At 60.8% G+C, this 25,748-nt stretch carries 27 protein-coding genes and 3 riboswitches; of the genes, 2 read left to right on the top strand and 25 right to left on the bottom strand.

The window, feature by feature from the left end:
- The 11 genes from cobF to PH5382_RS09635 all read right to left on the bottom strand — a co-directional run bounded on the left by cobF (position 1) and on the right by PH5382_RS09635 (position 8,752).
- A complete protein-coding gene (gene cobF / locus PH5382_RS09680; RefSeq protein ID WP_231751840.1) occupies positions 1 to 819 on the bottom strand; it encodes a precorrin-6A synthase (deacetylating) in 819 nt (272 codons plus the stop codon).
- Positions 820 to 907: 88 nt separating this feature from the next.
- Entirely contained in the window at positions 908 to 1,585 is a 678-nt protein-coding gene (locus PH5382_RS09675) for an energy-coupling factor ABC transporter permease (protein WP_058334173.1), read from the bottom strand.
- 56 nt (positions 1,586 to 1,641) lie between these two features.
- Positions 1,642 to 1,860, bottom strand: a riboswitch (cobalamin riboswitch).
- A gap of 258 nt (positions 1,861 to 2,118) precedes the next feature.
- Entirely contained in the window at positions 2,119 to 2,667 is a 549-nt protein-coding gene (locus tag PH5382_RS09670; RefSeq protein ID WP_058334172.1) for a hypothetical protein, read from the bottom strand.
- An 86-nt stretch (positions 2,668 to 2,753) separates the two neighbouring features.
- The gene (locus tag PH5382_RS09665; RefSeq protein ID WP_058334171.1) at positions 2,754 to 3,443 is read right to left on the bottom strand and encodes a CbtA family protein; all 690 of its coding nucleotides are present in this window, start codon (positions 3,441 to 3,443) and stop codon (positions 2,754 to 2,756) included.
- A 4-nt stretch (positions 3,444 to 3,447) separates the two neighbouring features.
- Entirely contained in the window at positions 3,448 to 3,618 is a 171-nt protein-coding gene (locus PH5382_RS19455) for a CbtB domain-containing protein (protein ID WP_082645619.1), read from the bottom strand.
- Between the two features lie 32 nt (positions 3,619 to 3,650).
- A riboswitch (cobalamin riboswitch) is annotated at positions 3,651 to 3,873 on the bottom strand.
- 83 nt (positions 3,874 to 3,956) lie between these two features.
- Positions 3,957 to 4,304 (bottom strand): DUF1636 family protein, encoded by a 348-nt coding sequence (locus PH5382_RS09660; RefSeq protein ID WP_058334170.1) that lies wholly within the window; start codon positions 4,302 to 4,304, stop codon positions 3,957 to 3,959.
- A gap of 4 nt (positions 4,305 to 4,308) precedes the next feature.
- Positions 4,309 to 5,046 (bottom strand): uroporphyrinogen-III C-methyltransferase, encoded by a 738-nt coding sequence (gene cobA, locus PH5382_RS09655; protein ID WP_058334169.1) that lies wholly within the window; start codon positions 5,044 to 5,046, stop codon positions 4,309 to 4,311.
- Complete coding sequence (locus PH5382_RS09650) at positions 5,043 to 6,374, bottom strand: cobyrinate a,c-diamide synthase (RefSeq protein WP_058334168.1); 1,332 nt, start codon at positions 6,372 to 6,374, stop codon at positions 5,043 to 5,045. Before PH5382_RS09650 ends, cobA begins: the two co-directional genes overlap by 4 nt.
- A complete protein-coding gene (gene cobM, locus PH5382_RS09645) occupies positions 6,367 to 7,161 on the bottom strand; it encodes a precorrin-4 C(11)-methyltransferase (RefSeq protein WP_058334167.1) in 795 nt (264 codons plus the stop codon). Before cobM ends, PH5382_RS09650 begins: the two co-directional genes overlap by 8 nt.
- Positions 7,158 to 7,544 carry a cobalamin biosynthesis protein gene (locus PH5382_RS09640; protein ID WP_058334166.1) on the bottom strand — a complete coding sequence of 129 codons (387 nt, stop codon included), beginning with the start codon at positions 7,542 to 7,544 and terminating at the stop codon, positions 7,158 to 7,160. Before PH5382_RS09640 ends, cobM begins: the two co-directional genes overlap by 4 nt.
- On the bottom strand, positions 7,541 to 8,752 hold the full coding sequence (locus PH5382_RS09635) for a bifunctional cobalt-precorrin-7 (C(5))-methyltransferase/cobalt-precorrin-6B (C(15))-methyltransferase (protein WP_058334165.1): 1,212 nt from the start codon (positions 8,750 to 8,752) through the stop codon (positions 7,541 to 7,543). The genes PH5382_RS09640 and PH5382_RS09635 overlap by 4 nt, the downstream gene beginning before the upstream one ends.
- Here PH5382_RS09635 and PH5382_RS09630 point away from each other — a divergent pair.
- Positions 8,751 to 9,494, top strand: coding sequence for a cobalt-precorrin-6A reductase (locus tag PH5382_RS09630; RefSeq protein ID WP_058334164.1), 744 nt, complete (start codon positions 8,751 to 8,753; stop codon positions 9,492 to 9,494). The genes PH5382_RS09635 and PH5382_RS09630 overlap by 2 nt on opposite strands.
- On the opposite strand, the gene cobJ is transcribed toward PH5382_RS09630, so the two are convergent.
- The 7 genes from cobJ to PH5382_RS09595 all read right to left on the bottom strand — a co-directional run bounded on the left by cobJ (position 9,476) and on the right by PH5382_RS09595 (position 17,772).
- Positions 9,476 to 10,237, bottom strand: a complete 762-nt coding sequence (gene cobJ / locus PH5382_RS09625; protein WP_058334163.1) for a precorrin-3B C(17)-methyltransferase — start codon at positions 10,235 to 10,237, stop codon at positions 9,476 to 9,478. The two genes, PH5382_RS09630 and cobJ, sit on opposite strands and share 19 nt — an antisense overlap.
- Positions 10,234 to 10,974: a precorrin-2 C(20)-methyltransferase gene (gene cobI / locus PH5382_RS09620; RefSeq protein ID WP_058334162.1), complete on the bottom strand. Its 741-nt coding sequence runs from the start codon at positions 10,972 to 10,974 to the stop codon at positions 10,234 to 10,236. Before cobI ends, cobJ begins: the two co-directional genes overlap by 4 nt.
- Before the next feature lie 2 nt (positions 10,975 to 10,976).
- A complete protein-coding gene (locus PH5382_RS09615) occupies positions 10,977 to 11,606 on the bottom strand; it encodes a precorrin-8X methylmutase (protein WP_058334161.1) in 630 nt (209 codons plus the stop codon).
- A 1-nt stretch (position 11,607) separates the two neighbouring features.
- Positions 11,608 to 12,810: a precorrin-3B synthase gene (gene cobG, locus PH5382_RS09610; protein WP_058334160.1), complete on the bottom strand. Its 1,203-nt coding sequence runs from the start codon at positions 12,808 to 12,810 to the stop codon at positions 11,608 to 11,610.
- Positions 12,807 to 16,052 carry a cobaltochelatase subunit CobN gene (gene cobN / locus PH5382_RS09605; RefSeq protein ID WP_058334159.1) on the bottom strand — a complete coding sequence of 1,082 codons (3,246 nt, stop codon included), beginning with the start codon at positions 16,050 to 16,052 and terminating at the stop codon, positions 12,807 to 12,809. The genes cobG and cobN overlap by 4 nt, the downstream gene beginning before the upstream one ends.
- A gap of 160 nt (positions 16,053 to 16,212) precedes the next feature.
- On the bottom strand, positions 16,213 to 17,247 hold the full coding sequence (cobW, locus tag PH5382_RS09600) for a cobalamin biosynthesis protein CobW (RefSeq protein WP_058334158.1): 1,035 nt from the start codon (positions 17,245 to 17,247) through the stop codon (positions 16,213 to 16,215).
- Positions 17,248 to 17,250: 3 nt separating this feature from the next.
- Positions 17,251 to 17,772 carry a DUF1636 domain-containing protein gene (locus PH5382_RS09595; protein ID WP_306341245.1) on the bottom strand — a complete coding sequence of 174 codons (522 nt, stop codon included), beginning with the start codon at positions 17,770 to 17,772 and terminating at the stop codon, positions 17,251 to 17,253.
- A riboswitch (cobalamin riboswitch) is annotated at positions 17,760 to 17,998 on the bottom strand. It overlaps the preceding gene by 13 nt.
- Positions 17,999 to 18,049: 51 nt before the next feature.
- On the opposite strand from PH5382_RS09595, the gene cobO reads away from it, so the two are divergent.
- Positions 18,050 to 18,685 carry a cob(I)yrinic acid a,c-diamide adenosyltransferase gene (cobO, locus tag PH5382_RS09590; protein ID WP_058334156.1) on the top strand — a complete coding sequence of 212 codons (636 nt, stop codon included), beginning with the start codon at positions 18,050 to 18,052 and terminating at the stop codon, positions 18,683 to 18,685.
- Positions 18,686 to 18,723: 38 nt separating this feature from the next.
- Here cobO and glpD read toward each other — a convergent pair whose 3' ends face one another.
- From glpD to PH5382_RS19450, 7 genes are all read right to left on the bottom strand, one after another.
- Positions 18,724 to 20,301 carry a glycerol-3-phosphate dehydrogenase gene (glpD, locus tag PH5382_RS09585; RefSeq protein ID WP_058334155.1) on the bottom strand — a complete coding sequence of 526 codons (1,578 nt, stop codon included), beginning with the start codon at positions 20,299 to 20,301 and terminating at the stop codon, positions 18,724 to 18,726.
- A complete protein-coding gene (locus tag PH5382_RS09580; protein WP_058334154.1) occupies positions 20,294 to 21,091 on the bottom strand; it encodes a DeoR/GlpR family DNA-binding transcription regulator in 798 nt (265 codons plus the stop codon). The genes glpD and PH5382_RS09580 overlap by 8 nt, the downstream gene beginning before the upstream one ends.
- 184 nt (positions 21,092 to 21,275) lie before the next feature.
- Entirely contained in the window at positions 21,276 to 22,361 is a 1,086-nt protein-coding gene (locus tag PH5382_RS09575; RefSeq protein ID WP_058334153.1) for a DUF1513 domain-containing protein, read from the bottom strand.
- A gap of 36 nt (positions 22,362 to 22,397) precedes the next feature.
- Positions 22,398 to 23,402: an imelysin family protein gene (locus PH5382_RS09570; protein WP_231751839.1), complete on the bottom strand. Its 1,005-nt coding sequence runs from the start codon at positions 23,400 to 23,402 to the stop codon at positions 22,398 to 22,400.
- A gap of 1 nt (position 23,403) precedes the next feature.
- Positions 23,404 to 24,966 carry a di-heme oxidoreductase family protein gene (locus PH5382_RS09565; RefSeq protein ID WP_058334152.1) on the bottom strand — a complete coding sequence of 521 codons (1,563 nt, stop codon included), beginning with the start codon at positions 24,964 to 24,966 and terminating at the stop codon, positions 23,404 to 23,406.
- A complete protein-coding gene (bfr, locus tag PH5382_RS09560; RefSeq protein WP_058334151.1) occupies positions 24,923 to 25,411 on the bottom strand; it encodes a bacterioferritin in 489 nt (162 codons plus the stop codon). The genes PH5382_RS09565 and bfr overlap by 44 nt, the downstream gene beginning before the upstream one ends.
- Entirely contained in the window at positions 25,359 to 25,652 is a 294-nt protein-coding gene (locus PH5382_RS19450; RefSeq protein ID WP_082645617.1) for a (2Fe-2S)-binding protein, read from the bottom strand. The genes bfr and PH5382_RS19450 overlap by 53 nt, the downstream gene beginning before the upstream one ends.
- Positions 25,653 to 25,748: the final 96 nt, after the last annotated feature.

The following is a 25,748-nucleotide window of genomic DNA, read 5'->3' as shown; positions in this document are numbered from 1 at the left end:
TCAGATCCGGGATTTGCGCAACAGGTAGATATCCATGATCCAGCCATGCTCGGCCCGGGCCTTGGCGCGAGTTGCGATGATCTGTTGTGCGACGTCTTCCAGTGGACCTGACAGGCTGATCTGGTTTTCCATGCCGGCATAGGCGCTCCACCAGATTTCTACGCCTTTGGGGTCGATGGCCTGAAAGGAACACTCCCCATCCAGCATGATCACCACTGTGTCGGCAGTGGCGGGCCAGCCGGTCTCGCGCAGCTGACGGCCGGGGGGGACGGTGAAGGGCGCACCGATCTCATTGAGCGGTACTGCATGGGCCGCCGTCAGTGCCTGAATCGAGGTGATGCCGGGAAAAATCTTCAGTCTGATATCGCTGACGGCTTTCAGGCGTTCAGCAATGCGCATGGTGCTGTCATAGAGCGAAGGATCCCCCCAGACCAAAAATCCGACCCTGGCCAGACCCGTAGGCAGATTGGCGCGAATTGTCTCGAGCCAGATGCGGGCGATAGCGTCATGCCAGCGGTCAACACGTGCTTTGTAGTCGGTGATGGAAGGATCTCGCACCGGCAGATCGAATTCGACAATACGAGGCGCTGGACGGGGCGCTGTGCGCAGTTCTGCGCCGGAAGCGGGTGCGGGTGTAGAGATGGCGCGGGCGCAGATTTCTTGCCGCAGGCCCGCCAAATCGTCTTTGCCAGCGCCTTTGTTGGGGATCAGGATCAGATCCACGGCATTCAGCTCCGCAACCGCCTCCAAGGTCAGATGCTGGGGGTTGCCGGTGCCAATACCGATCAGGGAAAGTTCGATCTTGCCGCTGTTCATCATGGGGCGAGGCTCCTGCCAAAAAGAAACACGGCCCGCGATAGGGCCGTGTTCGGATTTTATCAAGTCTCGATCATAGCGCCTTGCCGGATCAAGCCGCTTTGTAGAGCCGGGGCGTCACTAGGCCACTGTTTTCGGCGCCACGCAGCGCTTTTGCTGCGGCGAGAACCGCCAGATCTGCGAGGGGCTCAATCAGCACCACCAGCATATAGGCGCCGCCAAAGGTCAGAACCGATGTCATGGTTTCGGCGCCAAAGCCCTGGCCGTAAAAGGCCCAGAAGGCGACCCAGGCGACAACACCGCCCTGATAGGCAGTCGAAAGCGCCAGCGCCTGGCTGTACTTCAGATCCACATAAGCAGTGCCTGCTGGGATAATACGGCTAGCCAATGCGTGCAGTGCGAACAGTGGCACCAAAAGGGTGGTGAGGTTCACGAAATACATCGGCAGGTCGCTGGGTGCGAAGAATGCGCCTTGAATCAGCAGGCCCGCGGCCAGACCAAAGGCGGCAGGGGCGGCGCCAAGGATCAAAAACAGGGTGGAGCCGAGGATGAAATGGACCTCGGAGATACCAACCGGAAAATGTGGCAGCACTTCGAAGAAGAGGAACACGCCAACAGCGGCAATCGCTGAGCGCGCGGCGTATGAGGCGAGACTGCTGTTGCGCAGATCCGCAAAGGTTTCTTTTGCGGCATAGGTCGCGGCCCCTGCGGCAGTCGCATAGGCCAAGGTCATTTTTGCGCCGTCGACGACGCCGGGTTCGATATGCATAGGTCTGTCTCCCTGTCGCCTCCCCGGCGACATTTTATTGGGTTTATGAACAGCTGGGGGTGCCAGCTCGCAACGGCAGGTCTCCTGACTTGCGGGTCTGGGCCGGGCCGGGACCTTCCCGATCTGCTGTGCAGATCAGTGGCTGTTCCCGATGGCTCGCCGCTCACAGTTGCGGGGGCAGTTCCGGTTTTGGCGCCTTTTGGCTACACCTCACCGTATTCCCTTTTCATCCAGGGGTCTGAGACCCCAATGGAACCGTCGATGGTCAGAGAGGTGTCACGAACTGGCTTGCTCTGTCAATTCCTAGGAGGCGGCGTTTCTTGTTCATTTGCGTCACCGCGCGCCAAAGCCGCAGGGGGGACAGGAAAACGAACGCAAATGCGGGCGTTCTGGCCGGGATCTTAGGCGGCAGTCTCTTAAAGGGGGGGGAGAGCGGGCGGGTCTCTGAATTGGCTGGTTTCTGAACCAATGTGCTCCAAAGATCAGCGCAAAGTAGGTGGCGTCGCCGACCGTATCTCGGGGCTTGATGCAGACTAGGGATTGTCGACGGTAACGCTTGCATCCACAGCTTTTCCGTCAACCGTCAGGGTGCTGTGGCTATTGGTATTGAGCGAGACTTTGACCTCAACCTTGCCCTTGGGTAGTTCGCTTAGATGCATCCAAGTGCCATAAAGCCGGGCTAGTTTGCTGCCATTGACGTAGACATGTGCGTGGCCTTCACCGGGATTATCAAGCGAAGAGGCATTTTCAGGAGCGAAACGGAAGTTGTGCGGCACGACCTGAAGATTCCAGCCTGCCATGCGGTCCTTGATCACGGCGACCTCGAGACCAGGCGCATCAGGCCCGGCCGGGAAGTTAATGGCTTTGGTATGGTTGTGGGCTGCCAACTCGGCCTTTTGCCCGGCTGCTCCATGTTGTTCAGCATGCCCCATTGCTGCATGCTGCTCTGCGCTGGTGCCATGCTGAGCAGGGTCGGAGTGGTCATGCCCGGTGAAGGTCACGCCATTGCCGGCGGCGGTTACAAAGCCGATTCCCCCCCCAAAGACGAGACCGATGGCAAAAAGAGCGAGGGGACGCGACATTTAGTATCCTTTGGGACTAGAAGGCCCCTGCCCAGCCGCAATGTCAAGGTTTGCGTCATTCTGCCGGGCAGGAGCTGAAGTTTGAGTTACGTGGTGGCGTCAGATATTTCTTCTAGGTTCCAGAAATAGCCGGCAAAACAGCCCAAGAGGCTCCATGCTGCGAGGCCAACACCAAAGGCACGCGCGGCAAAAAGAGCGCCAATTTCGGTCGGAACCGGTCCTGCAAAGGTATCGGGCTCCGGGGCGCCAACCAGATGAGGAAGCAACAGTAGGGCAGCTGCGATTGCATAGCTGACCATATTGCCACCAAAGGCCAGCAGCCACATCGCCACACCGGCGGCGGCAACAGTTGCACTCCACCAGATCTGACGCTCCACGACATCGGCTGCCGCGACACCGGGCACTTCCGGGGCCAGCGAAAACCCTGGCGCCAGATGGAAGGTGACAAAACCCGCAATCCCCCAGAGAAGCCCGCTGCGTGCCGTGATGCTGTGGCCCAGATTCTGAGCCATCGACATCAGTGCAACCATCACCAGCGCATAGCCGGTGTAGGTGAGCATGGTGAAAACAATGCTGAGACCATCACGCACGGCGTCAAAGCTAGGCAGCTCGGGATGGGCAGAGACAGCGGTGCCGCCAAAATGCACCAGCGCCCCTGTTTCATATAGTTCGGCATGCAAGAGCACAGGCTGAACAAAAAGAAGCTGCAGCAAGGCGATCAACACCCCTGCTGCAGCACCAGCGAACAACGCGCTGGTCAAAATTCGGCTGAACATCTGCTTAGTGGCAGGGGAAGCCGGTGGCGTGACGCACGTCATGTGCGGCGTCATGCAGCGCGGAGGCCTGTACGTGACCGGTGAGGGTGATAACACCCAGGCCCAGGATCACGGCAAACAGAGCAGGCATGAAGCGCGTGCCAGAAACAGATGTTTTCAGTGTCTTCGTCGTCATATCATTCTCCATACCGTCACACCCGACGGCAAAAATTGCGTCCCATACATGGCCGGTCTCCTGACTCGCAGGTCTCAGCAGCTTTTCCCCTTCCCAGTGGCCAGACCAGCCACCAGTGGGTGATGAAAAACCGCTCGCCGCTCACAGTCGCGGGGGCGGTCGAGGTCTCGGTGCCGCAATTGGGTCCACCATTCCTCATTCCCGTTTCAGCCCTGATGCTTTGCATCGTTGGACACCATGTCTGTCTGTTGTGCCCTTTGATGTGTCTGGGGGTCAAGTTTGAATCCGGCCTGCATAAGGTTGGATGCGACTTTTGTGCGGCCAAATCGACAGAAGTTTCAGTATGCTTGCGCGCCTATATCGGCAGGGATTCGCGCGATAGCCTTCATTCGCAGTGCTCCCAATGGGCGGGCGTCGGCAAAATTGCCGTCAGGGCTGTCTGCAAACAATCGCACCAAGGTAACGATGTCAGCAAGATCGGCCGATGTGATCTCTCCAAAGAGATAGGCCGTTTTGCCGCTTTGGCGCAGCGAAAGCGTCTGCGGGCGTTTGCACCCAGACATGCAGTCCACCTGCTGCACCTTTGCGTTCTGGCCTGCCTCGGCCAGCGTATCCATCAGCTGTTGGGCCAGCGTGGGATCCGCGCCCTGGCAGGTGTTGCAAAGGGTCAGGGTGGGGCCAGTCATAGGTTCATCCGAGAGCGGGCAGATCCGAATCCGCCAAGGGTCCATAAAGTATCAGCACCGGGGCTGTGGTCTCCATTTGGCGCAGGACCTGTGGCAGCTCTCCGACCGTATGGCAGCTGAGCTGTTGGTCGGGGGTCGACACGCCAAGGGCAACCAGCGCATGGGTTTCTGATGGCAGCCCCGCCTCGACCAGCTTTTCCGCCAGGGAAGCAAAGGTCCGTTTACCCATATAGACCACAGTCGTGGCGTCCGGATCGGCAAGCGCGGTCATATTGAGACTGTCGGGCAGCCCGCCAGTGACATCATGGCCGGTGATAAACTGCATCCGTCGGGCCGTCAGGCGACGCGTCAGCGGAATATTGGCGGCAGCAGCGGCGGCCGAGGCAGCGGTGACACCGGGCACAATCTCAAACGGAATACCGGCGGCGCGCAGGGCACTGATCTCTTCCTCAAGGCGGCCAAAGACGCCTGAATCGCCTGATTTCAGGCGTACCACGTTCAGGCCGTTCTGAGCGTAGTCCACCAGCAGCTGGCTCACATGATCCTGTTTCGGCGAAGGGCGCCCGGCGCGTTTGCCCACGCCCACCAGATCGGCATCAGAACGGGCATGGGTCAGGATCGGCCCAGAGGACAGATCGTCAAACAGCACCGCATCTGCAGTTTCCAGACGTTTCACGGCCTTGACGGTCAACAGCTCTGGATCGCCCGGGCCTGACGAGACAAAGCTGACAAATCCGCTCATACGCCTTCTCCGGTGATCAGGTGAAAGAAGGTGCCAGTGACATGGCCCTTGATCGATCCGGTTTCCGGCACCGGGTTGCCATCGGCATCCATCACCTGGGCCAGTGGCGCGTCGGGTTCATCCAGAATGGTCGAATAGTGGAATTCATGGCCGCGCAGGGCCGCACCTGTATCAAAGCCGGGCATCTGTGCCTGCAGCACTGCCCGGCGATAGCCAAGGTGGAATTTGCGCTTTTCATAGGAGGTGACCAATCCCAGAAGGCCTGCCATCTGATGGCGGTTGCCTTCCTTGTCGATCAAGGCTTCACCCAAAGCCATGTAACCACCGCACTCACCGTGTACGGGTTTGGTTTCCGCGTGTTTGCGCAGACCCGCGCGGAAGTTCTCCGCAGCGGCAAGGGTACCCCCGTGCAACTCGGGATAGCCGCCGGGCAGCCAGACCAGATCGGCATCGGCAGCTGGGGCTTCATCCGCCAGTGGCGAAAAGGGCAGGATTTCTGCGCCTGCTTCCCGCCAGCCGGTCAAAAGATGCGGATAGGTAAAGGAAAAGGCAGCATCGCGCGCCAGTGCAATGCGCTGTGCCGGGGGGCTTGGCAGGGTGCTGGGGGCAGGGGCGGCGGCGCCCATGGCGGCACCCTTGATGGCTTCCAGGTCGACATGGTCGCGCAGGAAGGTAGCATAGCCCGCGATTGCGGCTTCTAGATCGGGGTGCTCAACCGCCTGAATGAGGCCAAGGTGGCGTTCGGGCAGGGCCAGATCGCCGCGACGCGGCAGCGAGCCGAGCACCTTGACGCCTGCGCGCTCCATGCCGAGCCGGGTCAGGCGCTCGTGGCGGGGGCTGGCCACGCGATTGAGGATCACGCCCGCAAATGGCACGTCGGGGTCATAGGATTTGAACCCCAGTGCGGTGGCGGCGGCAGACTGCGCCTGACCACCCACGTCAATCACCAGCACAACCGGCCAGCCCATGCGTTTGGCGGTTTCAGCGGAGGACCCACAACCGGTCTGGCCACGGGTAGCAACGCCATCGAACAGCCCCATCGAGCCTTCGCCAATGCAGATCTCAGCTCCTGTAGCCTGTCCGGCGACCGCATTAAGCAATCCGCTATCCATCGCCCAGGTATCAAGATTGAAACTGGGGCGTTTGGCGGCGGCAAAGTGAAAAGCCGGGTCGATATAGTCGGGACCACTTTTATAGGGCTGCACCTTCAGGCCATCCTCGGCCAGTGCGCGCAAAAGGCCCAGCATCACGGTGGTTTTGCCGGTGCCAGAGGCAGGCGCTGAAATCATCAGCCCCGGAGGGAAGCCATTTGGAAACTGATCAGTCATCGCCTTCGCTCCAGTCTGCCCATTGGCTATCGGCGCTTTGTGGTCGGTAGCGGCGGTCATAATCCTGCGCATAAAGGCAGCTTTCGTCAAAGTCTTCATTACCAAGGGCATGACCTACCAAGATTAGCGCCGTGCGACCGCGCAGGCCATCGGTGGCCTCTTCCAGGGTGCCAAGGGTGGCTTTGACCACCTTTTGATCCGGCCAGGTGGCGCGCCAGACCACAGCTACTGGGCAGTCCACGCCATAGCTCGGTGTCAGGCGCGCAATCACGTCCTCAAGCACATGCACCGAGAGGTGGATGGCGAGTGTCGCCCCTGTGCGGGCAAAGTTCTCCAGTGTTTCACCGTCGGGCATGGCCGACGCCTTGCCGGAGGTGCGCGTCAGCACCAGCGATTGTGCCACACCGGGCAGCGTCAGCTCAGCGCCAAGGGTGGCCGCGGCAGCGGCAAAGGCGGGCACACCGGGGGTGATATCATAGGGGATGTCCAGCGTGCGCAGGCGGCGCAGTTGCTCGCCAAGTGCTGACCAGACCGACAGATCACCGGAGTGCAGCCGGGCAATGTCATGCCCCGCATCATGGGCTGTTTTGATCTCTGCCATGATCTCATCCAGGGACAGCGAAGCAGTGTTGACGATTTTTGCGCCTTCGGGGCAGTGCTGCAGCAGGGCCTCTGGCACCAGAGAGCCAGCATAAAGGCAGACCGGGCAGGCGGCGATCAGGTCGCGTCCGCGTAGGGTGATAAGATCGGCAGCACCGGGGCCGGCGCCAATGAAGTGAACGGTCATGGCTCAAGTCTTTCTGCAATAGCCGCGGTGGCAAGCCCATCCGCGGTGACACTTCTTGGGGCGATCAGGCGCGATCTCGCGGGCGCCATGCCCGGTGTTCCTTTGCGGGCCGCCACCAGGGCGCAGGCTTCGGCCAGCGATCCGGTGGCAAACCGCGCCTTGATGCGGGGCGAACAGGTCAGGGTCTGTTCGCCGGCGATATCGGTTTCAGCAAGAGCCAAGAGGGGCAGCTGCATCTCCTTGGCCAGCTGTTTCAGCGCGGGCATGTCTGCCCTGTCAGTGACAGAGGCCAGCGCATCGGGCTGGGTGCCGACAAGGGCCAATGCCGCGCGCAGATCAGCCAGGGTCGCGGTGGCGCGAAATCCAATGCCTGCAACCTTCATCGGGTGACGCTCCACTGGATAACAGGACGGGCGCGCTGCCAGTCGCGCATCGACCCCAAAGGCCCGGCCTCGGCTATTTCCGCCTTTAGCAGGTGCCCGCCGTGTTGGGCATGGGCCTGCATCAGCAGGGTTTCGGTCTCGAGCGTCACACCATTGGCCACAATACGCGTGCCTTCCGGCAAGATCATCCACAGATGGTCCAGCAGGGCTTGTGATCCGCCGCCACCGATAAAGACGCAATCGGGCAGCTCATAGCCAGTTAACACCTCGGGGGCTTTGCCATGGACCGCGGCCATGTGGCGGGACAGACCAAAACAGGTGGCATTGGTGCGAATGTTTTCCAGCCGGGCTGCACGTGGCTCAAACGTGATGGCGCGGGCGCCGGGCGCTGCAAGACACCATTCGACTGAGATAGAGCCCGAGCCACCGCCGATATCCCACAGCAATTCATCCGCCCGCGGTGCCAGAGCTGAAAGGGTAAGGGCGCGAATGGGGCGTTTGGTGATCTGCCCGTCGCTGGCGAACTGCGCGTCTGCAAGCCCGGAAGCTTGAGGCAAGCCCTTGCGGCCCGCCGGGAGGATACCCATGGCAACTGGTGCTTGAACATCCGTCAGGTCAAATCCGTCTGCCGTGGTTTTGCGAATGCATTCCTGCGCGCCACCAAGCCGTTCCAGTACAGATAGCTCTGAGGCTCCAAACCCCTGTGTGGTCAGCCATGCGGCAAGCTCAGCGGCGGCGGCCCCGTCACGCAGGGTGCAGAGGATCTGACGCCCCGGCGCAAGCAGCGGCACCAGCTGTTCAAAGGGCGCAGCGTGTAGGCCCAGGCAGAGGCTCTGCTCAATTTTCCAGTGCAGGCGATTGGCCGCCAACGAAAACACCGATGGCGCCGGGTGTGAGGTCCATTCATCAGCGGCAAGATCGCGTGCCAGGGACCCGCCAGCGCCGTGCCAGAATGGATCCCCCGAGGCCAGAACCACCACGGGCTGTCCCCGCAAGGCCAATACAGGTGCGGTGGAAAACGGCACGGGCCAAGCTTGGCCCCGATCACCTGCGCCGACCAATTCCAGATGGCGCGGTCCGCCAAAAATGGTTTTGGCCGCTGCCAGCGTTTTGCGGCTTGCCTCCGAGAGGCCTGCCAGTCCATCTTCGCCCAGACCAATCACCGTGAGCCAGGGCTCCTTTGCAGGTTTCGGAGCAGGATCAGACATGACACGCACCCTTCTTTTGGGCGGCACAACCGAGGCCACGAGACTGGCCAGAGCGCTGGCAGAGGCCGGTGCGGATGCGGTGTTTTCCTATGCGGGGCGCACCCATAGCCCAGTGGCGCAACCTCTGCCCACTCGCGTGGGCGGCTTTGGCGGGGTCGCAGGGTTTGTCGACTACCTGCGCGCCGAAGCCATAACCCATGTCGTCGATGCCACCCATCCCTTTGCCGCGCAGATGAGCCGGAATGTCATTGCTGCCTGTGACGCGACAGGCGTGCCGCTTTGTGCGTTTGAACGCCCAGCCTGGCAGGCTGCAGAAGGAGACCGCTGGATCCATGTCGCCGACATGGCGTCGGCCGTTGCGGCACTGCCCGAGACGCCCATGCGGGTGTTTCTGGCCATCGGTAAACAGAACCTGAATGTCTTTGCCGTCAAGCCGCAGCATCACTATCTGCTGCGACTGGTCGATGCACCGGAGACGGAGCTGCCGCTGCCCGACTGCGCGGTGGAACTGGCGCGTGGCCCCTTTGATCTGGCGGGCGATCTGGAGTTGCTGCGGCACCATCGCATCACCCATATTGTGGCCAAGAACGCAGGCGGCACGGGGGCCATGGCCAAACTCACCGCCGCACGCAAGCTGGACCTGCCGATCGTGATGATCAACAGACCCGAGCTGCCGACCCGGCAGGTGCTGGGCGATCTGGCAGAGGTTATGGCCTGGCTGTTTCATGCGTCTGACGCGTAGCGCGGCGTGTAAACATGGGCGCCAATGCGACGGGTGTCCTTGTTGCCGACGATGACCACGGTGCGCATATCCGCCATTTCTGGCCGCGCCTCGTTGAGGGTGACAGTGATGATCTCTTCGGTCGGTTTGGAGACATCGCGGGCAAAGGAAATCAGTGTCTCACCACCGCAGGCTTCGCGCAGGATTTCCAGCGCGCGGGCAAACTGGTGCGGCCGTGATTTGGAGCGCGGGTTATAGAACCCCATGGCAAAACCGGCTTCCCCGGCCAGCCGCAGGCGTTTTTCGATCAGTGACCAGGGTTTCAGATTGTCGCTGAGGTTGATGGCGGCAAAATCATGCCCCATGGGCGCGCCAATCCGGGCCGAGGCGGCCAGCATGGCGGTAATGCCGGGCAATACCTGAATGTCCAGATTCAGCCAGTCCGGTTTGTTTGCTACCTCCAGTGCCTCGAACACAGCCGATGCCATGGCAAAGACGCCGGGATCGCCCGAGGAGACGACCACAACGCGCTTGCCTGCGGCGGCCATTTCCAGCGCATGGGTAGCGCGCTCCACCTCGACGCGGTTGTCGGTGGCATGCAGCGTCAGGCCCGGGCGTTCGGGGATGCGTTTCACATAAGGGATATAGCCGACCACATCTGTGGCCTCGGCGAGTACCTCCTGAACCTGAGCCGTCACCATGGCTTCATTTCCGGGGCCGAGGCCTGCGATCTTGACCCAGCCGTTTGCAGCGTCTTGTGTCATGGTCTGCGCCCCTGTCCGTGCACCAGCACGATCGAGAAATAGGGCACGTCGCCTGTCAGCTCGGTGAGTTTTTGCACGGTCTGGCTGGGCATGGTGCCGCGTTCCACCAGCCAGGCGTCCTGCAGTTTTCCGGCGCGCTCCAGCGCGCGGCGCAGCTTTGGCAGGTTGCGGCCGATCTTCATTACCACAAGCGCATCCGTTTCGGTGGCGCGTTGGACCAGTTCGTCCTCGCTGAGGGTGGCCATGGCCACGGTCACCACGTCATCACCCCAGGTGATAGGTTGCCCCGAGGCCGTCCAGCAGCCGGACATGCCGGTGATGCCGGGAATGATTTCCTGCGCGGCACGCCCCTGCAGACGTGTATAGAGATGCATGTACGAGCCATACAGGAAAGGATCGCCTTCGCAGAGGACCACGACGTTTTCAGTTTGGGCGATCTCGGCCAGGGTATCGGCCCAGCGGTCATAGAATTCGCTCAGGATGCGGTTGTATTCGGGGTCGGAGAAATGGATCTCAGTGGTGACCGGATACTCCATCGCATGTTCGGTGACGCCCTCGGGCAGTAACCCGTCTACCAGCGTGCGCGCCTGTCCTTTGCGGCCTTCCTTACGGAAATAGGCCACATGGCCGGCGCCCTGAATGGCGCGCCAGGATTTGACGCTCATCAGTTCCGGATCACCGGGGCCGAGGCCCGCGCAGATGACTTTGCCTGTTGTGGAGCCTGTTGCGGAACTCATGATCACTCTTTCCAGCTGGCAAGCGCGTTGACAGCGGCGACGGTTATGGCAGAGCCACCCAGGCGGCCTTTGACGATCATCGAGGGCACGGGGAGATCCTCCATCAGGGCCTCTTTGGATTCCATCGCACCAACAAAGCCGACCGGGCAGCCGATGATGGCTGCGGGGCGCGGACAGTTGGGATCTTTCAGCATGTTTAGCAAATGGAACAAGGCGGTGGGGGCATTGCCGATGGCAACAACTGCGCCCTCCAGCTTGGGGCGCCACAGCTCCAGCGCGGCGGCAGAGCGGGTGTTTCCCATCTCTTTGGCCATATCGGGCACCTTGGGGTCACGTAGCGTGCAGATGACTTCGTTATCTGCCGCAAGGCGCGGGCGGGTGATGCCTTCTGAAACCATATAGGCATCACAGAGGATTGGCGCGCCCTTTGAGAGCGCGGCGCGGGCGGTCTCGGCCATGCCGGGGGAAAAGCGCACGTGCTCTTCTAGGCCGACCATGCCGGCGGCGTGGATCATGCGCACAACAACGCTTTCCTCATCCTTGTTGAACCGGGCCAGATTGGCCTCGGCGCGGATGGTGGCAAAGCTTTCGGCATAGATGGCGGCGCCGTTGGTTTCATAGGTATGGAGCATGTCAGCTGCCCTCTGTCAGAATTGCGGGTGTGGCACGCAATGTGTCCGCACTCAGGGTTTCTTTTAGCGGCTGATCCCCGGCCTTGCCATGGTGGATCAGGTTGAAAGTATCGGGGCCGGTGGCAGTCAAGACCAGATCGGCACTGTCGGAATGGGCGCAGCCCTTGGCGCAGCCCGACAGGTGCAGATGCGCGCCATTGGGCAGATGCGGAGCCAGATCGCGGGCCAGATCGCGGGTGGCCGACAGCGCCTGCAGGCAGCCGGGCGCCCCGGTGCACGCACTCACCTGCAGGCGGGGATCGGTTGCATCCAGGATCAGACCGGGCAGTGGGGCAAGGTTTTGTGCGTTCTCAACCAACAGCATGCGCCAGGGTGTAAGGCGCAGCGCTCCGGCTTCAGCCAGCGCTGCAAGCGCCTCGGCTCGGATCTGTCCAAATTCCAGTGCAACGAGGCGACCAGTGGCACTGAAGCCCAAAGGCGGCTGGGGCGCGCTGGTCGCCCGCGGCGAGGAATGCGGTGCCGGAGGCCCGCGGCGTGCAATGAGCGTTTGCATTCTGCCACGCCCCTCAGGCGCGCCGCCCTGGGCAAGAAACCAGCGAGCAAGCGCAATAGCTGCTTCGGCTGCGTCTTCCGGGCTGACAGGCAGGCCTTTGTCGGCGCCGTCGGCAACCAACAGGATTTGTTTTCCCTGTCGCTCAAGCCGTATATCTGCTGCCGCATTTGCAAGGACAGGCCGGTTGCCGCAATCAATCGCAAAGCCAAACTTCCCCGGCAGGTCTAGATCTTGCGCTTGGGAAAGGGCCTGCGCCAGATCGCAGGCGATCCGGTGGCTGTCGTCTCCAACTTTCCAGAATGGGGTCAGGAGCAGGTTGCGCCGGGCTTCAACTGCGGCGTCCTGATCCACCAGATCAAGGCCGCGGAGCCCTTGAATGAGAGTCGCATGTTGGTCTGGCGCTACGCCGCGCATTTGCAGATTGGCACGGGCCGAAAGGTCTATCAACCCATTGCCAAAGTGCTGCGAGAGCTGTGCAAGGCCGCGTGCATGTTCCTGGCTAAGCCGCCCCAGAGGGGCACGAATGCGTACCACCAATCCGTCGCCGGACATCATCGGGCGCAGTGCCCCCGGGCACCAGCCGTAGACCTTTGGTACGCCGTCCGGAGAGGCTTTGTCCTGTAGTGCTTTTTTGAGGGGCGGGCAGCTCATGCGGCCCCCTCAAGCGTGGCGATGATCGAATTGCGCCGCGTCGCCCAAAGACCAGCCTCGGCCAAAGTGCGGAATCTGTCGCGCATCGCCTGCAGGGCTGCGGGGTTTTCTGCCTCAAGGAAGGCGACGAGGTCTTCGCGACCCAATGTGGCCTCAAAGTAGAGATCAAACAGATGCGCAGGCACCACTTGCGCCAGATGGGCAAAGGCCGCCATGTGATCGAGCGTCGCGGCGATTTCTGCACCGCCGCGAAAGCCATGGTTCATCATCGTTGTGGCCCAGTCGGGATTGATCGCCCGGGCGCGGGTGACACGGGCGATTTCTTCGCCCAGTGAGCGCGCCTTTGGGCGATCCGGTTGGGTGGCATCCAGATGGTAGAGCGTGGGGGTTGCTTCTCCGAGACGGGCCATCGCAGCGGCAAATCCTGCCTCATGAGCGGCATAGTCTGAGGCGACAAGAACATCTGTTTCCGGCAGATCCTGTAGATGCACAAAACTGTCTGCGGTCTTCAGTCGATCCTCAAGTGCCTCACGGGCTTCGGATATTTCACCCTTGGCATCGATGGCATGCGAGGAGGCGACCAGCCAGGCTTCGCCAGCCGCTGCGCGAGCCTCGTCACTGTAGTCTTCGATATGAGCCCCCATAGATAACCCGTATTGACCGGGTTTGGGACCAAAGACACGCGGGGCCTGGGCCAGATAGGGGTTGTCAGAAAGGGCCTCTTCGCGGGCACCAAGTGCTGCGGCGGCGGCATCGAACATCTGGGCAAGGCCGGGAAAGACATCGCGAAACAGGCCGGAGACACGCAGAGTGATATCGATACGGGGGCGCCCCAGCATCGAAAGAGGCAGCACTTCAAAGCCTGAGACGCGTTCCGAGTTTTCATCCCATTTGGGAGCCAGCCCAGCCAGATGCAGCGCCATGGCAAATTCTTCACCGGCCGTGCGCATAGTGGCTGAGCCCCAGAGATCTATCACCAGACCCTGCGGCCAGTCGCCATGGTCCTGCAGGTGGCGGCGCAGCAACTCTTCCGCCAGCTTGACCCCCTGCGCCTGCGCCGCCCGTGAGGGCACCGCGCGTGGGTCGGTGGTAAAGAGGTTGCGCCCGGTGGGTAAAACATCACGGCGCCCGCGAAAGGGAGAGCCGGACGGACCCGGCGGCACCAACTGTCCGCTCAGTGCTGCAACAAGCCCGGCGCGCTCGCTCTCGCCACTTTCGCCAGTGCCAAAAATATGCAAGCCCTCGCCATATTGGCTTTCTTTGATGTCACAGACAAAAGCATCGATGCGGGTGATGGCTTCTGCAGCGGAGCTGTCGGGCGTGAGACCCAGATCGGCCTCAACTCCGGTGCCTTGAGCCTCGGCGCGGATATCGTCGATCAGGCGATCCCGGCGTGCCGGATCCAGCCCGTCAGCGGTGGAATACTCGTCCAGCAGGCTTTCCAGCCGACCCATGCCCTCGGGCAGGGTTGTCAGAGCCAGCGGCGGTGGCAAGTGACCCAGAGTGACAGCCCCGATGCGCCGTTTTGCCTGTGCGGCCTCGCCGGGGTCATTGACAATAAAGGGGTAAACCACTGGCAGCGATCCGGTCAGCGCCTCGGGCCAGCAGTCCTGTGACAGGGCAACGGCCTTACCGGGCAGCCACTCCAATGTACCGTGGGCCCCGATATGGACGAGGGCGTCGATCTCCTGACGCAGCCACAGGTAGAAGGCGACATAGGCATGGCGCGGCGTGCGCTCCAGATCGTGGTAGTCATCAACGCGGGTCTTCACCTCTCCGCGTTCGGGTTGTAGCGCGATCAAGGCCTTGCCAGCACGGATGGCCTTGAAACGAAAGGCGCCATTCTGGCAATCGGGGTCTTCCTCTGGCGCACCCCATGCCGCATCAAGCGGATCACGCAGCGCGGACGGTAGGGCCGTCAGGGCGATACGGTAATCTGCCAGGGGCAGGCTGATACTTTCGCTCATCAGGCGGGGGCCAATATCGTCTTGCGGCGTGACAGCATAGCCCTGAGCGCTGAGTTCGCGCAGGATTTCCGTGCATGACGCCAGCGCATCCAATCCCACGGCATGGGCGAGATTGTAGCCCTTGCCGGGATAGGTCGACAGAACCAGTGCCAGGCGCTTCTCGGTGGTTTTCAAAGTGGCCAGCTGCAGCCAGCCTTCGACCCGATCGATAACCGCCTTGATGCGATCTGGTTGGGCGCGATGTGCAAAGCGGGAATACTGTAGATCCGGGTCCTTCTTGCCCGGCGATTTGAAGCTGACCACGCCTGCCAGAATGCGGCCGTCGACCTCTGGCAGGACCACATGCATGGCCAGATCGGCGGGCGACAATCCGCGAGCGGCCTCGGCCCAGTCCTTTTTGCGCGCGGTCGACAGGGCGACCTGAAACACTGGACAGCCGGTGGTGTTTAGCGGCGAGGCACTGCCGTCGGTGCCCTGCGCGGAAAAAGCGGTGGCATTGATTATCGAGGCCGGTGCCAGCGCTGGTAGGTGTTCCCGCAGCCATCTGGCCGTATCAGGCGCTTTGAGGCTGGCGGCGAAGACACCATAGGCGGCATAGCCACGCCCGCGCAGCTCAGCGATCAGGGCATCCACCGGCGCGGTATCGGCCGCCGTCAGGTAGGAGCGGTAAAAGCTCACCAGTACCAAGGGGGCGTCATCCTGCGGCAGGGCTGCGATCACACCCTTTTCGGGGTCATAGAATCCGTGGGTTGGCGTGGTTTTCAGTCCGAGTACCGGACCGGCATAGAGCCCGGCCGCCAGCGCCAGCTGCGCCAGCGCGGCCTGCGCGGCAACGGCACCGCCAGCATCGCATAAGGCTTGCAGGCGTCGCAGCGTGGAAACCGGCAGGGTCGAAAGCTCATCCAGGCGCGGGTCTTCGCGGCCATCTGCGGGCAGGATGGCTAGGGCAATGCCGCGGCGGCGCACCAGATCCTGCAGTGTCGCCAGTCCGTAGGACCAGTAGCTTTCGCCACCGATAAGGCGCACCAGAATGCCTTTGACGCCGTCCAGCGTTTGTTCGGCGTAGGTGTCTACGGACAGGGGATGTTTGAGGGCAACCAGATTGGCCAGCCGCAGCGAGGGCAGCTTGCCGTCGGCACGATGCCAACCCGCCGCAAAAGCGCCGAGATCGCTGTCGGAAAACGACAGCGCCACAAGATCTGCAGGCGTTTGCCCCAAATCCTGCGGGGTATCGGTTTCATCCAGCCCATGGTTTTCGCGAAAGACGACATGCATCAGGCTTTGCCTCGCGGAGTAAAAGAGAGTTCGATTCCATCGCAAAAGCTCTGGATCGCGCCCGACCCGCCTTCATGGCGGGCGCGACTGCGCCCAGGCTTGGCCGGGCGCGATCCTTTCCGCATGAGAGATTGGCATGTCGGGCGCAGAGCCATGGCGTTCAGGCCCCGAGTTCGGCGCGAATAGCGGCGCCGTCGATATTGTCGTGTTCGGCAATCACCACCAGCTGGGTGCGACGCGGTGCATCACCCCAGGGTTGGTCATATTGTGCCCGCAGGCGTTCGCCGACGGCCTGAACCAACATACGCATCGGCTTCCCTTCCACTGCGACATAGCCTTTGACACGCAGGATATTGCGTTCGCGGGCCAGTTTCACGATGGCATTTTGCAGCGCTTCTGGGTCGGATACTTCGCCCATTTCGACAACAATGCTTTCAAAATCGTCATGCTCGTGGTCGTGATGACCATCGTGGTGGCTGGGGCGAGCCTCCAGATCGTCTTCGGCGGCGGCATTCAGACCCAGAATAATGCGCGGATCAATCACGCCCTCGCTCATCGGCAGGATAGGCAGCTGGCGCGGCGCTTCGGCCTCGATCACCTTGCGCGCTGCTTCCAGTCCTGCTTCGCCAGCCAGATCGGCCTTGGATAGCAAAACGATGTCGGCGCAGGAGATTTGATCTTCAAAAACCTCGGACAGTGGGGTTTCGTGATCGAGACTATCATCCGCCTCACGTTGGGCTTCAACAGCGGCCAGGTCAGGGGCGAACTGCCCCGAAGCCACGGCCTCGGCATCTGCCAGGGCAATGACGCCATCAACAGTGATGCGCGAGCGGATCGCGGGCCAGTCAAAGGCCTTCAACAGGGGCTTGGGCAGGGCCAAGCCAGAGGTCTCAATCAGGATGTGTTCTGGCTGTTCCGGCAGCGACATCAGGGCTTCGATGGTGGGGATGAAATCATCCGCTACGGTGCAGCAGATGCAGCCATTGGCCAGCTCAACGATGTTGTTTTCCGGGCAGTTCTCATCGGCACAGGATTTCAGGATGTCACCGTCGACACCTGCGGTGCCAAATTCATTGACCAGCACTGCAAGACGTTTGCCCTGCGGGTTCTGCATCAGGTGGCGGATCAGCGTGGTTTTACCCGCACCCAGAAAGCCGGTGATGACGGTGACGGGGATTTTGTTAAGGTCGCTCATGGCTTATTCGTCCTTGGAAGGCAGTTTGATCGGGGGAATGCGGGCGATGGATTGTTTGCGAAACACCTGCGGGCGTTCGCGCCAGGGGACCAGGCCATCGGTCGTGGCGGCATAGGCGGCGGCCCCGGCCAGAATGTCATCGACATGGGCTGCAGGGTCAAGATCGCCGTAGATGTAGCTCCAGCGGTTTTCGCCGCCGGTCAGCACCATGGCACAGCCACGTTTGCAGGCTGACAGGCATTCAACACCGCGCACAGTGACACCGGCGGGCAGAGTGGCCTCGTCCAGCGCGGCCATTAAGATGGCACCGGGGCGCGTCGCTTCGGGGTCAACGTCTTCGCGCCGACAGGTGGTGCAAATCGTCAGGGTGACTTCTGCGGTATTCAGGGCAGGGGGATCCGCCATATCTTCAGCCATCAGCGCGCGCGTCCTTTGTGGTGACGGATCGGGGCTGGGCCAGTAGGGGGAGGCATATTCGCACTCCCACAACCAGTCGCGAAACACCCCGTCCGCCCGTTGTCTCATTCGTTGGCAGGTCTCCCGGCTTGCGGATCTCAACAGGCCTGAAGCCTGCTTGCGGTACTCTTGCCTTCCCGGGACGTGAAACTCACGGGCCCAGTGGCATCAGAGACCTCTCCGGTCACGGTCGCGGGGGCGGCTGTGCTTGAAACCCGATCGCTTATGCGCTTTCGAGCCTGTCACATTCCCTCTTCGCCTGCAATTTGCAGGAACCAACGAAAACCCCCTTGCGCTATTGGGGCCTTCCTTGTCAAGACTTGCTCAAACAGCAGGAGTGAACCCCGTGAGTGAGAAGTCCGAAACCGGCATTTCAGAAAAGGAAGCGGCACGTCACGCCTCCAAGATGGCCAAGAAGAAGGCCGCCCGTGACCGCATGATGAAAACCAAGGATGGTGAAAAGGGGCTGATCATCGTCCACACCGGCCCCGGCAAGGGCAAATCCAGCTCAGGCTTTGGCATGATCATGCGCTGTATTGCCCATGGCATGCCTTCGGCAGTGGTGCAGTTCATCAAGGGCGCCTGGCAGACCGGTGAACGCACCCTGATCGAAGAGAATTTCAGTGATCTGTGCCAGTTCTATGCCATGGGGGAGGGCTTCACCTGGGAGACCCAGGACAAGGCGCGAGATATTGCCGCGGCGCAAAAGGGCTGGGAAAAGGCCAAGGAGATGATCCGCGACGAGCGCAACACCATGGTGCTGCTCGACGAGATCAACATTGCGCTGCGCTATGAATACTTGGATCTGGATGAGGTGCTGGAGTTCCTAGTGGAAGAAAAGCCACCAATGACCCATGTGGTGCTAACCGGTCGGAATGCCAAGGAAGAGCTGATCGAGATCGCCGATCTGGTGACCGAAATGGGCCAGATCAAGCACCCTTTCCGTGCTGGTGTAAAAGCGCAAAAGGGCGTTGAATTTTAATTGGTTTGCCCGGCCATTAGGCCGGGCGCCCCTTTCAGCTACGCGGCTAGCCCTGCCACATGTCCGGCCACATAGCTGTTCACCGCTGCGCGTTGAGCATCATCCAGTCGCAAGTTCAGCTTGGTACGCCGCAACAAGAAATCTTCACCCGTGCGGACCCATTCATGGGCAATTACCCAGTCCAGTTCCCGCGCGGTAATGGTGGCGCCAAAATCCTCGCCCAGATCGGCCGCGGTTTTGGCATCCCCCAGCACCTCCCAGGCCTCCAGCCCGTAGGCGCGAATCAAACGCCGGGTCGCATAGGCCGACAGGAAGGGGTAGTCACGCGCCAGTTTCGCCGTCAGCTTTGACACATCCTCAACCGCGAAATCCCCGCCGGGCATGGGGACACCTGCGGTCCAGTTTCCCGAAACGCCGGGCAGAGCCGCGCCGATTTTGGCCAAAGCGGCCTCGGCCAGCTTGCGATAGGTGGTGATCTTGCCGCCAAAAACATTCAGCAGTGGTGCCTGTGCTTGATCCAGTGTCAGCACGTATTCGCGGGTCGCTGCCGTGGCCGAGCTGGCCCCGTCATCATAGAGCGGGCGCACCCCGGAATAGGTCCAGACAATATCAGACTGGTTCAGTGGTTTCTCAAAATATTGCGAGGCAAAATCGACCAGATACTTCTGCTCGTCAGGTGTGCATTGGGGGGCTGTTTCCGGATCGGGGTGATCCGCATCCGTGGTGCCGATCAGGGTGAAATCTTCCTCATAGGGAATGGCAAAGATGATGCGGCCATCTTCCCCCTGGAAAAAGTAGCAGCGCCCATGGTCAAACAGTTTTGGCACCACGATATGGCTGCCGCGCACCAGGCGTACCGTCTCGCGGCTGTTCTGTCCCAGTTTTTGCCTTAGCAGGTTCGCCACCCAGGGACCGCCCGCATTGACCAGCATTCGCGCGTGATGCTCGGTGACCTCACCGCTGGCGTGGTCTTTTACCGTGACGACCCAGTAATCGGCCTTGCGCTGGGCGCTCAGCACTTCTGTGCGGGTCATGATGCGGGCGCCGCGCGCTGCGGCGTCGCGCGCGTTCAGGACCACCAGCCGAGCATCTTCAACCCAGCAGTCGGAATATTCGAATGCCTTTTTGAATCTGTTCTTCAGAGGTTTGCCCGCCGGATCCGTCGTCAGGTCAACGGTACGGGTTCCCGGCAAAATGCCGCGTTTGCCAAGGCTGTCATAAAGAAATAGTCCCAGGCGGATCAGCCAGGCCGGGCGGCGTCCCCTCATCCAGGGCATAAAGGTGGTCAGCAGTTTCGACGTAGGCGTGTCACCGTCAAACCTCATGTCCCGGTGAAAAGGCAGCACAAACCGCATCGGCCAGGAGATATGCGGCATGGCGCGCAGCAGCACTTCGCGTTCAATCAGGGCCTCACGCACCAAGCGGAACTCAAAATACTCCAGATAGCGCAGCCCGCCATGAAACAGCTTGGTCGACGCAGAGGAGGTGGCCGAGGCGAGGTCATTCATTTCGGCCAGGGTGACCGACAATCCGCGTCCAGCCGCATCGCGGGCGATGCCACAGCCATTGATGCCGCCGCCGATGATAAAGAGGTCGGTAATTTTGGGGTCATTCATTTTCGCGACTTTCGTTTGTGTCGGTGCGATCTGCGGTGCTGAGGATACGGGTGTTTGCGACGCGGGCCGCCTTGATGAATTCGGCAGGGGGCGCGCGATCTGTGACCACGACATCAAGATCCGAGAGGTCACAAATACGCACAGGTGCGGAGAGGGCGAACTTGCTGCCATCACAAATCAGAACTCGCGTGCGGGCATTTTTCACAATGGCGCGCGCCACAGAAACTTCACGGGCGTCATGGTCCAGAACTGCACCGTCTGCATCCAAGGCCGAGGCGCCGATTATGGCAAAATCGACTTTGTATCGCGAAATGAATTCCACCGCGTCTTCGCCGACAATGGCCCCGTCACTTTGCCTGACGGTGCCGCCTGCCAGGATCAACTCCTTGGCTTCACCACCCATCATTATATTGATAATGTTAATATTGTTGGAAAGTACAGTGAGGCCGCGATGCCCGGATAAAGCCCGTGCGACCTGTTCGGTGGAGGTGCCGATATTGAGCGCGAGCGAGCAATTGTCAGGGATCAGATCCGCCACCATTGCCGCCATGGCCTGTTTCGCCGCAGCATTTTGGCGCCGCCGATCCGCATAGGCACGATTGGCGGCTGAACTCACCCGAACAGCCCCGCCATGCACGCGCGACAGTGCCCCGCGCGCGGACAGATCCCGCAGGTCAGCGCGCACGGTTTGCAACGAGACGCCAAATAGGTTTGCGAGCTCTTCTACCTCGACCCGGTCCTGTGTGTTCAGCTGTTCGAGAATGGCGCTTTGACGCGTCGTGGAATCCATTGTGTGGTCCTTTCGCCGAGCAGCTCTATTCGAATTTCTTCGAATTGTCATCTTTGATTTCGAATTCTTTCGTTATGCTTTCGATAATTGTGAAATGTGAAAAGGGCACAGCGAAGGCTGCGCCCTTTGGAGTTGCGAATGTCCAGTGTTGTGGGATTGAGCCCTGACAGAGCCCTGACAGAGCCTAGATCAGCGGTATCAGGTGGTTATCCCAGGCCAAGCCGTGGCTCTGCAGGCGGCGGGCCTGACCTGTAGCGATCGATATCAGCTGTCCGGTTCCGGTGCTGGCAACCAGTCCCTTGTCCGTTGTGGCCAGACCGCAGACATCAGTCAGGGGGTGTTCATTCACAATTGTGCCGTTGCCGGTGTTCATCACCTGCACCACGCCACCGCGTGGAGAGGTGACCGCGATCTGCCGACCTTGATCCGCAAAGGCGAGCGAGCCGCCATAGCCGTTCAGATGGCGCAGGCGGGGATCCTCTTGTGCCATCAGACGTGGAGCATTGCCGGGGCTGTAAAGTCCGACAATGGGCAGATCGCTCCCCTGGTCGCCCTGCCATTGCATGGCAAACCCAATGGTTCCATCCGCTGCCAAGGCGAGGTGACGGATTGAGTTCATCCGCAGGTCGGAGCCCAGCTGCATCTGGTCTTGCATGGTGCCATCCAGCGATAGCAGGCTTAGATTTGGGCGCATGTCGGGGATGTTCAGTTTGGCGCGACCACTGTCAGGATGTGTCTCGATGCCGCCATTGGCAACGACCAGTGCCACTGAACTATCCGTCTGGCGCAGCATCAGATCATGGGGGCCAATGCCACCTGAACTGAAGCTGCCAATGCGTTGGTAGGAGGCTCCGACTTGCCAGACGCCAATCACTCCACGGGAATTTTCAAAATCATTCTCTGTGGTGAACAGCCGTTTTCCGTCAGGGGTGAAGCAGCCGTGGCCATAGAAGTGATGGCTAGCTGGTGGTTGAAGCTGCGCCAGAGTTGCTCCGCTGAGGCAGTCTATGACCTCGGCAAAGCGCCCTGGGCGACGGGCAAAGGCTATAGCTTCGGGGCGATTGGGGTGGGCGGCGGCAGCATGGCCGCGGCCGGGCAGGGGGCAGGTGAAGCGGATATCGCCCTGATATGAAAGCCCGGCCAGCAGGTACCGGCCGTCCGGTGCGCGCGCGGCCGACAGAAATGCGGGCGCGCCAAGGTCCGCCCAGCTGGCCTGTGGTGCCAGACCGCTGGCCAGAAGCCCTGCGAGAAATCCACGTCGTGAGGTCATAGTGCCCAGCCTTTCTTACTCTTGGTTCAGAAAGGCTCAATCGCCATCCAGTGAGTTGAACCCTGCCTGCACACCCAGAGATGGCCCCAGATCGCTTTCGACAAGCAGTTTCAGGTCGCGGATCTCTTGTTGCAGGGCCTCGATGCGAAACCGTTTGGCGGGATCTGCCACACCGGCGAGGCTGGGGTCGTCAAGGCGTAGGGCGCGGGTGATTGGTTTCTCAAACGCCGCATCCAGCGCGTCGATCAGGGGTTGATCCCCATCGGCCAGTGCCACGGCCAGCGGATGCAGGGATTGCAGCGCCAGAACAATATGGTGCTGGCTGCGGCCAGACCGCCAGGCCTCGGCCCGTTTGGGGCGGGGCGCATCAAAACTGCCCAATGGGCGGCCCAGACGCATGTCAGACAGCATCTGCAGCCCGGTGTTCAGGGATTTGAAAAGTTCCTGTTTGACCTCGCTCTCGTCACTGTAGCGCCCATCCGCCTCACGCATCTGGTTGGCATAGGTTTGCTCCCAGTCGGCCTGGATCGCGGCGGATGTCAGTGCGATATCCTGCGAGACGGCCTGTATCAGTTGGCATTTGAACGGGGTCTCGGGTTCGGCTGTCAGCACCGGATCAAAAAGCAAGTATTCCAGTGCATAAAAGCCGCGTCCGGCGATCGAGGTTTGGGCAAAGGCTTCGGGGGGCAGCAGGGAGGTGTCCTCACGACTAAGGGTTGCTGCTAGCGTTTTGGGGATTTTGCCGCGGCTGTCAGGCCAGAAAGACAGCGCAAAGGCACGGTTGTTGGTTTCGGTCGGGCCAAACCGCAGATGGCTGACTCGGATCCAAGCATCAAAGGCGGCGCCAAAGGCGTTTTGCAACCTGGCATCACCTGCCTGGCAGGCGGTTTGGCTTGTCTGGGCCAGATCATCGCTCATTTCAGCAAGGGTCTGCATGCCGGGCAGGATTTGGTCATCGAGAACCTCGTCTACCATACTGGCCTGCAAAGGGGCTGCGGTCAGGCTGGCGAGGGTGGTCAGGATCAAAATATAGTTTTTCACGTCAAAGGCTTTCCAGAAAACGAATGAGGGCATTTCGGTCAGAAGGGGCGAGCTGGACGACTGTGTCGCGGGCGGCCTGGGCTTCGCCACCATGCCAAAGCACCGCCTCGATCAGGCTGCGGGCGCGGCCATCGTGCAGATAGGTGGCACGGGGGTTTACCTGTTGGGTCAGGCCAATCCCCCAGAGCGGCGGTGTGCGCCATTCCTGCCCGGTGGCGCGTCCTTCGGGGCGATTGTCAGCGAGACCTGCGCCCATGTCGTGCAGCAACAGATCGCTATAGGGCCAGATCAGCTGAAAGCTGTTTTCGGGGCGATCTGCCAGGCGCTGGGTCACAAATTTCGGTGTGTGGCAGCTGGTGCAGCCACTGTCATAAAACACGGCCTTGCCGCGCAGCACCTCTGGGTCTGCGACGTCGCGCCGGGCGGGCACGGCCAGATTGCGGGCATAAAAGGTCACCAGATCCATATTGGCCTGGTCAATCTCAGTGCCGCGAGTATCGCGGTCTCCGTGTGGTGCAGCAAGGCAGTCAGTCTGGGCCTCGGTGCAGTCACCAGCGGCGGCGGGAAACAGCGGGGTTGAAATGCCGATGTCGCCGGAAAAAGCCGCAGCAGATTGCTCATGCAGTGTCGGCATACCTGCCTTGTGGCCAAAACGGCCCAGCATGATCTGGTTGAATTCACGGGACCAGGTCAGGTTGGCGCGTCCAGAAATTCCGTCACCGTCGCGGTCTGTTTCGTCCACATTGGCAAGGATGTCAGCGCTGGATATCGCCTCCAGCAGTCCCAGACCGATCATCGGTGGGGCAAGCCGTGGTGACAGCATCGCATCGGGGTGCAAGGGCCCATAACCCAGTTCAGCGGCGGTATAGCTCGGCACGCGCAGTGTGACGCTTTCCTCACCGGCAAGCGAGATCTTACGCGGAGTATAGCTGACGTGCAGCCGGTATTCCGGTGTCAGTCCCGGCGGCGAAAAGTCCTGCAGCTGGCCGCCATAATTGGGATCGGGGGCCGTGCCGATATAGTCGTTGACGGTCTGAAGGTTTAGCGGTGGAGTGGCTGGAATGGAGATGCGTAGAAACATCGAAGCAGAGCGGTAGTCGGGATCTTCTGGTACCTCGCCCCGGCCATCTTTGATATGGCAGCGCTGGCAGGAGCGGGCGTTGTACAGCGGCCCCAGCCCGTCTGATGCGCGGGTCGACGCAGGAGAAAACACCCAGATCTTTTTGAACAACCCATTGCCGAGCTTGAATTCCAGCTCCTGCTCAAACGACAGGTTGGCTGCGTGCTGCGAGAAGGCCTCTTCATCATCAAGGGCGCGCACGGTGGCACTGCCGGCCGGGTTCATCTCAAAGGCTTCGGGCCCGGTGAAATCCCTAGTCGGCGCGGTCACCTTGGCGATGCGGTTTAGTTCCGCGGTGCTGCGGGGCAGGGTGTTCAGGTGCGGATCACCAAGCGACAGGCTGGTCAGGTCGAGTGCCGCTGCGGGTGTGACTGCCGCAAAGGCGGCAGCCAGAAAAAGGTTACTCTTCGGCCGCTTCCATCTTGGTGGCGTTGAGTTGTGCATATTTTTCGGCACCAATCCGGTCGTGGAGGTCAAGTTGGGTTTCGAGGAAGTCGATATGCCCTTCTTCATCGGCCATCAACGTCTCGAACAGTTTCATCGTCACGTAATCGCCCGCATCGTTGCAGACATCGCGGGCTTCTTTGTAGAGTGCGCGCGCACTTTCTTCGGCGGCGAGGTCACATTCCAAAGTTTCCTTAGGGGTCTGGCCGATGCGCAGCGGGTCCAGCTTTTGCAGATTTGGATGGCCGCCCAGAAACAGGATCCGCTCGATCAGATCGTCCGCATGCTGCATCTCTTCGATGCTTTCTTCGCGACTTTTCTTGGCCATGCTGCCCAGCCCCCAATCGTCTTGCAGACGGTAGTGGAGCCAGTACTGGCTGACTGCAGTCAGTTCATGACGCAGCGCTTTGTTGAGGTAGTCGATGACTTTGGGGTCGCCCTTCATAGGTGCTCTCCTGAGTTGTTCTGCGGCGCATGTTTCGCAACTGTGCCGGAACCTCCATCTTATCATTGGAACGCATCGTGTCGAGGAACAGTGGCATGCAGCCGCCACAATCCGCCGCTTTGCCCAAGGCGTGGTAGATCTTGCCCGGAGTAATGATGGTTTCGGGGTCCGCGTTTCGCATCCAGTCGATTGCCGCGTGGATATCGTGATCAGTGATCTGGGTGCAGTGACATATGATCATGCGCGTGGTCCCTAGGGTGTTTCATGTCGAACAACGCCGACATGCCACAATATCTGACAAAAACAATCGGGTTACAAGTTTTAAAAATTGATTGTT

Origin of the sequence: Phaeobacter sp. CECT 5382 (assembly GCF_001457775.1) — a bacterium.
Lineage (GTDB): Bacteria > Pseudomonadota > Alphaproteobacteria > Rhodobacterales > Rhodobacteraceae > Pseudophaeobacter.
This window is presented reverse-complemented; position numbering and strand designations above follow the sequence as displayed.